Annotated in this window: 5 protein-coding genes and 1 riboswitch; all 5 genes read right to left on the reverse strand. The window is 69.5% G+C overall.

Going from position 1 to position 7,948, the window contains the following annotated elements; translation table 11 throughout:
- Window positions 1–1,633, reverse strand: a 1,633-nt coding sequence (locus tag A5681_RS01610; RefSeq protein WP_082968159.1) for an isoleucine--tRNA ligase, incomplete at its 3' end; no start/stop codon positions are given.
- 301 nt (window positions 1,634–1,934) lie between these two features.
- Window positions 1,935–2,174, reverse strand: coding sequence for an Rv1535 family protein (locus tag A5681_RS01615; RefSeq protein WP_067268844.1), 240 nt, complete (start codon window positions 2,172–2,174; stop codon window positions 1,935–1,937).
- A 289-nt stretch (window positions 2,175–2,463) separates the two neighbouring features.
- Window positions 2,464–2,633, reverse strand: a riboswitch (M-box (ykoK) riboswitch).
- Window positions 2,634–2,909: 276 nt separating this feature from the next.
- Complete coding sequence (locus A5681_RS01620) at window positions 2,910–4,031, reverse strand: NAD(P)H-dependent flavin oxidoreductase (protein WP_067268845.1); 1,122 nt, start codon at window positions 4,029–4,031, stop codon at window positions 2,910–2,912.
- A gap of 32 nt (window positions 4,032–4,063) precedes the next feature.
- On the reverse strand, window positions 4,064–4,645 hold the full coding sequence (locus tag A5681_RS01625) for a carboxymuconolactone decarboxylase family protein (RefSeq protein WP_067268846.1): 582 nt from the start codon (window positions 4,643–4,645) through the stop codon (window positions 4,064–4,066).
- A 142-nt stretch (window positions 4,646–4,787) separates the two neighbouring features.
- A partial coding sequence (locus A5681_RS01630; protein WP_156737804.1) for a non-ribosomal peptide synthetase occupies window positions 4,788–7,948 on the reverse strand: 3,161 nt, incomplete at its 5' end.

Here is a 7,948-nt window from a genome sequence, read left to right on the forward strand (position 1 = left end):
CGTCGAGCACGTCGGGGATGCGCCGCATCGTGCTGCGGCCGGTCGGGTCGTCGGGGTTGGGCCGGGTCAGCTCGTCGATGTAGGGCCGATGCAGGTTGGTGGGCCGCACCCCGAAGTCGCGCTCCAACTCGTCGAGGCTGCCGTAGACGTCGATGCGCGGGTAGGCCGGATCATCGGACTTCCACACCGGAATCGGACTGCCCCAGTAGCGGTTTCGCGAGATCGACCAATCGCGGGCGCCCTGCAGCCACTTGCCGAACTGGCCGTCCTTGACGTGCTCGGGATACCAGGTGATCTGCTGGTTGAGCTCCACCATGCGATCGCGGAATGCGGTGACCGCGACGAACCACGAGGACACCGCCCGGTAGATCAGCGGGTTGCGGCAGCGCCAGCAGTGTGGGTAGGGGTGCTCGTAGGTCTCGTGGCGCAGCAGCACCGCGCCGTTCGCCGCGGCCGGGCCGCTGCCGTTCTTCAGGTCTCGGATGATGTGCGGGTTGGCGTCAAAGACGTGCTGTCCCTGGTAGTCCGGCACCGTGGCGTCGAAGCGGCCCTTGGAATCGACCGGCGTCACTGCCACGATGCCCACTTTGTCGGTGGTGGCCATGTCGTCCTCGCCGTAGGCCGGCGCCATGTGCACGATGCCGGTGCCGTCCTCGGTGGTGACGAACTCCCCGGGCAAGACCTGAAAAGCCTTGGGGCTGTCCAGGAAATACGGGAAGGGCGGCAGGTAGCGGGTGCCCAGCAGGTCGGCGCCGGAGTAGGTGCCCAGGATCTCGGGCTCTTCACCCAGCTCGCGGGCGTAGGCGGCCAGCCTCGGCTGCGCCAGCACGAAGCGGTGGTCGCCGGATCGGACCTCGACATAGGTCACTTCGGGGTTGACGGCGACCGCCAGGTTGGACGGCAGCGTCCACGGTGTCGTCGTCCACACCAGCAGATAGGCGCCGTCCAGCGCCCCGCCGACCACCTTGAATCCGACGGTCAGGGCCGGATCCTGGCGGCTCTGGTAGACGTCGTCGTCCATCCGCAATTCGTGGTTGGACAACGGGGTTTCGTCGCGCCAGCAGTACGGCAGCACGCGGTAGCCCTCGTACGCCAGGCCCTTGTCCCACAGCTGCTTGAACGCCCAGATCACCGATTCCATGTAGGGCAGGTCGAGCGTCTTGTAGTCGTTGTCGAAGTCGACCCAGCGGGCCTGGCGGGTGACGTACGCCCGCCACTCGTCGGTGTACCGCAACACCGACTCGCGGCACGCGTCGTTGAACGCGGCGATCCCCATGTCGTCGATCTGCGATTTGTCGTTGATGCCGAGTTGGCGCTCGACCTCGAGTTCGGCGGGCAATCCGTGCGTGTCCCAGCCGAATCGGCGCTCCACCTTGTAGCCGCGCATGGTGCGGTACCGCGGGACGATGTCCTTGACGTAGCCGGTGAGCAGGTGCCCGTAGTGCGGCAGTCCGTTGGCGAACGGCGGGCCGTCGTAGAAAACGTATTCTTCGGCCCCGTCGCGGCGGGCGATGCTGGCGCGGAAGGTGTCGTCCCGGGCCCAGTAGTCGAGGACTTCCAGTTCCAGAGCCGGGAAGTCGGGTGCGCCGCTCGCCAGTCTGGGATAGGCCCTGGCTTCAGCGTTTTCTGTCAAAGCGTCGTCTCCTGCGTGCCTACGGTCAGGCCGGGGACGACGACGCGCTGTCTGCGCGAGCGCCGCGGTACCACCCCGCTTGCCACGCCGTCGCGTGGCCGCTCGTTGGAGGCTGTGACGGGCCCACCCGTTCGGGTCTACTGAGCCGGATCGGCTGTTCTTCCGAAGGCTCCCCGGTGATGCCGGATCGACGCCGATGGCCCGATTCTACTCAGGCGAAGCACCCCAAGGGGCTACCTGGCCTCAGGGAACACCTGCGGCCGGGTAGCCCCTTGGAGCCTTGGTTGGTCGCCGTCCATCATCAGGCCTGGATTTCGAGCACACCGGCCCGCAGCAGCGCCGCATACAGGTGGCGCAGCGGGATGCTGAGCAGCCGGGTGGCGCCCTCCACCAACGGGTCGCCCGCGAGAACGAGCTGCGGGTTGGCCCGGCGGGTGGCCTTCTTGGGCGCGGGGGCCTGGGTCGTCTCGACGTCGCGCACCACCGTCAACTTGCGGGCGGGCGCTACGGTTACCACTTCGTCGTACAGAGCTGCGGTCATGGTCGTCTCCTGACGGGTTCGAACGGGGGACTGATTGGATTGACGTGCCCCGTCCCGTGGCGGTTCCGATCCCAGAACGCTTGGCCGATAAGCCAGTTAGCGTTTGCGACGCCTCAGCTGAGAACGCCGTGCCGGAGAACGGATCGGGACGAGACGGAGTTCGGACTTCGATCCGGACTATCGCTGGAACTCATGTGTCCCTCACCTCCTCGCGGTCACGACGCGTGCGGAGCGTCCGCACACGATTTGCGCGCAGCATGAGGAGCAGAAACCCGACGACCGTCGGAGATCCGCACCCCTCTCGTCAGAGCTTTGGCACCACACGACGTGTCCGGTTGTCCGGAAGCCACCTGGGCTCAACCCTTAAGCCGGGAGGAGCTGTCCTGACCCGGGGCGTCTTTCGACGTTCGGGGTCAGTGGCCTGTATTCGTGTAGACGCCTCACCTAACGAGGTGCATACCCGACCGATAATGCACGACGGGTCCGACGGGGTCAAACTCATCGGCGCGTGGTTTCACAATCTTTACGGTTCTGCGTGGCCGGCCCACAGGATCCTGCCAGGACCCGGCCACGAGCAGGGCAAACGGGCTTCTCCGGGCGCCACCGATTGTTCACCTGGTGTTTGCGCCGGCCCTCCAAACGCGTGTGCGCCCAGGGCGCAGATCCTCGGCGTGTCACCGCCGTGAGCGCACACCGAAAGCCGCGGGCACACATTCGAAACGGCGCGGGCCGTCGCTACTCGACCAGGCCGTCGAGGCGGCCGATGGTGTCGATGAACTCCTCGACCATGTCGAGCACCACCGTTCGCGCCGGGCGAACCCGGTCGAGCGACCCGACGACCTGACCGACGAAGTAGGTGGCCAGCTCGCGCGCCTTGGCCCCGGGGTGCGCGGCCGCGGCGTTGATGCGCACCTGCGGCTCGGTGACCAGCGCGGTCTGCAGCGGCATGCCGAGCGGGTCGGGTTTCTCCGGGCGATCCCATTCGTCGGTCCAGGCCGTGCGCAGCATCCGCGCCGGCTTGCCCGTCATCGACCGCGACCGCACGGTGTCCGATGAGGTCGCGGCCAGGAACTTGTCCTTGACCACCGGCGGTGTCTCGGCCTCTTCGGTGGTCAGCCACACCGACCCGCACCAGACGCCCTCGGCGCCGAGGGCCAGGGCCGCCGCGATCTGGCGGCCGCGGGCGATCCCGCCCGCGGCGAGAACGGGGACCGGCGCCACGGCGTCGACGACCTCGGGCACCAGGACCATCGTGGCGACCTCGCCGGTGTGTCCCCCGGCCTCGGTGCCCTGCGCGACGATCAGGTCGACGCCCGCGGCCGCGTGCCGTTGCGCGTGGCGCGTGGTGCCGGCCAGCGCGGCCACCAGCACGTCACGATCGTGGGCGCGTTCGACCAGGTCCGCGGGCGGCGGCCCGAGCGCGCTGGCGATCAGCCGGATGCGGTGGGCGAACGCCACCTCCAGCAGCGGCTCGTAGCCCTTCGGCGAGATGTTCAGGCCGCCGGCCGAACCGCGCCCCTGCTGGGGCGGCGCGGTGATCCCGTAGCGGGCCAGGATGTCGTCGACGAACGCGCGGTGCTCCTCGGGCAGCCGCGCCCGCACCTGCGTGGCGTCGATGCCACCCTCGTCCGCGCCGACGTACTTGGGTGGCAGCAGCAGGTCCACCCCGAACGGCTTGCCGCCGGTCTGCTCCTGGATCCACGTCAGTTCGTTCTCCAGCCGCTGGGGGCTGTGCGCCACCGCGCCCAGGACGCCGAACCCGCCCGCATTCGTCACCGCGGCCACCACATCGCGGCAGTGGCTGAACGCGCAGATGGGGAACTCGACGCCGAGCATTTCGGCGACTCTGGTACGCATTGCCCGACGCTAAAGAGCCACCGATCGATATGTCAATCGACGACGGCTTCCGCGGGCGACCGGCCGTCCGGCGGCCAGCTGGACACGCCCTCTTCGAGCGGCACCTGGAGGCTTTGCAGGATCGACGAGACCATCCGCCACGCGCCGATTGCCGTGACGAGCTCGATGAGAACCGTTGTGTCGCCGCCCAATTCACGCTCGCAGGCCGTCCAGCTCGCGGCGCTCACCGCTCCGTCGCGCACCACGTCGTCGGTGGCGGCCAGCACGGCGCGCTCGGCGGACCCGAACCCGTCGTGCGCCTGCCAGTCGCGCACGCCGAGCAGGTCCTCGGGGGCCACGCCCAGCCTGGACGCCACCCGCCAGTGCTGCGTCCATTCGTAGTCGCACGCGGTGAGCCAGCCGATCCGCATGATCACCAGCTCGCGCAACCGCGGGTCGAGCGCACCGTGCCACAGCATGGTGGCGAGCAGATCGTTGATGGCGCGCGCCAGCGGCGGGTGATTGAGCAGCACCTGGAAGATGCTCAGTTCGGCCATGTAGTTGGGCACGGCCGCTTCGTCGGCGGCCGCCGTGGCTTCGTCGAGCGGCAGTTTGGGCACGCGAGCTGTTGTCATGGTGAAGACCTTCGGGTACTGGCGGGACACCGTCTCGATCATCGGCAATGTTAGTCACGAACCGCCGCCCCGTTGCCCGAACGCCGCGACGCCGGAGAAATCACGCCAAAGCCGTTGCGGCGCAGCGGCTTCCGGATAACGTCTAGAGCAGCCCGAGCAGTTGCAGGTCGGTCACGTACTTGACGATGACCGGCGCGGACACGCGTGGGATGTCCGGATCGTGGGCGTCCGGCCCGATCTTGGCTTCCCGCACCGCGGCGCGGAATCGGTCGGTGGGAGCGAGAGCGCCGCGGCCCGGCTCCCCCGGTTCGACCTGCTGGGCGCCCGGCAATGCCAGCAGGGGCAGCACCGAGTGTTGACGTTGCCGCTCCGGCAACTCACGCAGCGCGGCCTCGAAGCGCCGCAGCCACTCCCCGAAGTCGTCGATGCGCTCGATCGGGTAGCCGGCCTCGATCAGCCAGTCGACGTACTGGTCGATCCCGATCCCGTCGTCGTGCGGGTTCATCACGTGATACGTCTCGAAACCGTCGGCCGCCCGGCCGCCCAGCGTGGTGATCGCCTCGGCGACGAATTCGACGGGCAGCGCGTCGAAATGCGAACGCTGCCGGTTGCCCTCGGCGTCCAGGCGATAGAACGAGCGCGGCGCGACGCCGGTGGCCGCGATGCTCAGCACCATCCGGGTGAACATATCCGACAGGTTGAGTTGGCCGGCGTAGCTGGTGTCGGCCAGGATCATGTCGCAGCGGAACACCGATACGGGTAGCCCGCACAGGTCATTGGCTTCCCGAAGGAGCACCTCGGCGGCCCACTTGCTGGTGGCGTAACCGTTGGAGTAGCCGCCGTCGATGACGCGGGTGGGGCTGATGGCGCGGATGTCGGTGTCTTCGGTGAAGGCCGCCGCCTCCACCCCGTCCCCGACGTTTGCGGTCGAGACGTAGGAGTACGGCTTGAGCTTGCCGGTGAGCGCCAGCCGGATGAGCTCGGCGGTGCCGACGACGTTGGGGCCGAACAGCTCGCTGTAGGGCAGCGCGCCGTTGACCAGGGCCGCCGCGTCGACGATCAGGTCGACGGTGTCGACCAGCCGCTGCCACGTCCGCTCATCGAGCCCGAGGTTCGCGGCGCCCTTGTCACCCGCGATGACCTCCAGGTGGTCCGACGCCAATCCCTGGAAGTGGCTCAGTAACCGGGGATCGCCGCTGTCGAATGTCCGCTCCAGTCGCTGACTTGCCTCGTCGTCCGAGCCGGCCCGCACCAAGCAGACCAGCTTGCCGTCGACCCGCTCGAGTTGCTCGAGCCAGCGCAGCGCCAGGTAACGGCCCAGGAAGCCGGTCGCCCCGGTCAGCAGCACCGTCCGCACCTGGACGCTCGGGCCCGGCAACGCGGGCGCGGCGTTCAACGTCGGGGCGTCGATGAACCTGTCCAGGGTGAGATCGGTGGCGCAGACCTGGGTGGCGTCCGGGCCGTGCACCGAGGCGAGGCTGGGGCCGTGCCGGTCGGCGTGCCGATCCAATTGCTGACTCAGGTTCCGCACCGACGGCGCGTCGAAGACGGCGCGCACCGGCAGATGGATGCCGAGGGTGGCGTCGACGGCGGCGACCAGGCGCATCGCCGACAACGAGTCGCCGCCCAGGTCGAAGAACGATTCCTCGACACCCACCCGGTCCACCCCGAGGACTTGGGCGTAGATGTCGGCCAGCGTCTCCTCGACCGGCGTGGCCGGCGGGCGGTAGCGATCACGATCGCTGTAGTTGGGCGCCGGGAGCGCCCGGGTGTCGAGTTTGCCGTTCACCGTCAGCGGCAGCGTGTCCAGCACCACCACGGCGGCCGGGACCATGTAGGCGGGTAGCCGATCCGCCAGCGCCGCGCGCAGCGCGGCCGGGTCGACGGTGCCGGTGACGTACCCCACCAGCCGCTTGTCGCCGGGGCGGTCCTCGCGGGCGATGACGGCGGCCTGCTCCACGCCGTCCGATGCCGCCAGGGCGGCCCGCACCTCGCCGAGCTCGATGCGGTGCCCGCGGATCTTCACCTGTTCGTCCGCGCGACCCAGGTACTGCAGTTGCCCATCTTGGCCCCAGCACACCAGGTCCCCGGTGCGATACATCCGGGTGCCGGGCGCCCCGAACGGGCACGCGACAAACCGTGACGCGGTCAGCGCCGCCCGGCGCACGTACCCGTACGTCAGCCCCGCTCCGGCGACGTAGAGCTCGCCGACGACGCCGGCGGGCGCCTGGCGCAGCCGCCCGTCCAGCACGAACAGCGCCGCACCCGGCACAGGTGAGCCGATCGGCGGGGTTCCCGACTCGGGCGCCAGCGGCGCACTGATCGCGACGCACATCGTGGTTTCGGTCGGGCCGTAGACGTTGAGCATCGTCCGGCCCGGCGCCCACCGGTCCGCCACCTCTTCCGGGCAGGCCTCACCGGCCACCACCAGGGCGGCCGAGTCCAGCCCGTCGAGCGGAAGCATCCCCGCCTCCGACGGCGTTTGGGTGAGCACTCCGACCCGTTCGGCGCTCAGCAGCGCGTGCAGGTCTTTCGGGGAACGGGCGGTGGCGTCCGGCACCACCAGCACCCGGCCGCCGTGCAGCAGCGCACCGAAGATCTCCCACACCGACACGTCGAAGACCAGCGAATGGCTCTGCGACCACACCGCGGCCACCGGCAGGGGCGCGTCGAGGGGGGCGAACAGTTGCGTGACGTTGCCGTGGGTGACGGCCACGCCCTTCGGAGTCCCGGTGGTTCCGGATGTGTAGATGATGTAGGCGACGTCATCGGCCGTCGGTGCCGCGGGCAACGCGCCACCGGGCTGCGCGTCCAGGGCGGCGTCGTGGACGTCGACGACGGCGAATTCGAACCCGTCCAGCCGCGGCCGCAGATCGGCCGTAGTCAGCGCGGCGGTCGGCGCGGCGTCGGTGAGGATGAACTCGATCCGCGCCGCCGGCAGCGCCGGATCGATCGGCAGGTATGCCGCCCCGGTCTTGAGCACGGCGAGGATCGACACGATCGCCTCCGCCGAGCGGTCCATCAGCAGCCCGACGCAATCGCCCGCGCCGACCCCGCGGTCGACGAGCAAGTGCGCCAACCGGGTTGCGGCCCGGTCGAGTTGCCGGTAGGTCATCGAGCGGTCGCCGCAGCTGACGGCGGCCGCCCCCGGGGCGCGGGCGAGCTGCGCGGCGAACACCTCCAGGATCGACGGCGTGGTCGGCGGTCGGTGCGACACCGCGCGGTTACCCCATTCGTCGAGCCGTGCGCGCTCGTCCTCATCGAGCATGTCGATCGACGACAACGCCCGGCCGGGGTCGGCGG

Source organism: Mycobacterium scrofulaceum, from assembly GCF_001667885.1.
Taxonomy (GTDB): Bacteria; Actinomycetota; Actinomycetes; order Mycobacteriales; family Mycobacteriaceae; genus Mycobacterium; species Mycobacterium scrofulaceum_C.

Bases quoted from the DNA above. Each gene is read 5' to 3' on its own strand.
- A5681_RS01615 (WP_067268844.1), bottom strand. From the start codon at position 2,174: ATGACCGCAGCTCTGTACGACGAAGTGGTAACCGTAGCGCCCGCCCGC.
- A5681_RS01620 (WP_067268845.1), bottom strand. From the start codon at position 4,031: ATGCGTACCAGAGTCGCCGAAATGCTCGGCGTCGAGTTCCCCATCTGC.
- A5681_RS01625 (WP_067268846.1), bottom strand. From the start codon at position 4,645: ATGACAACAGCTCGCGTGCCCAAACTGCCGCTCGACGAAGCCACGGCG.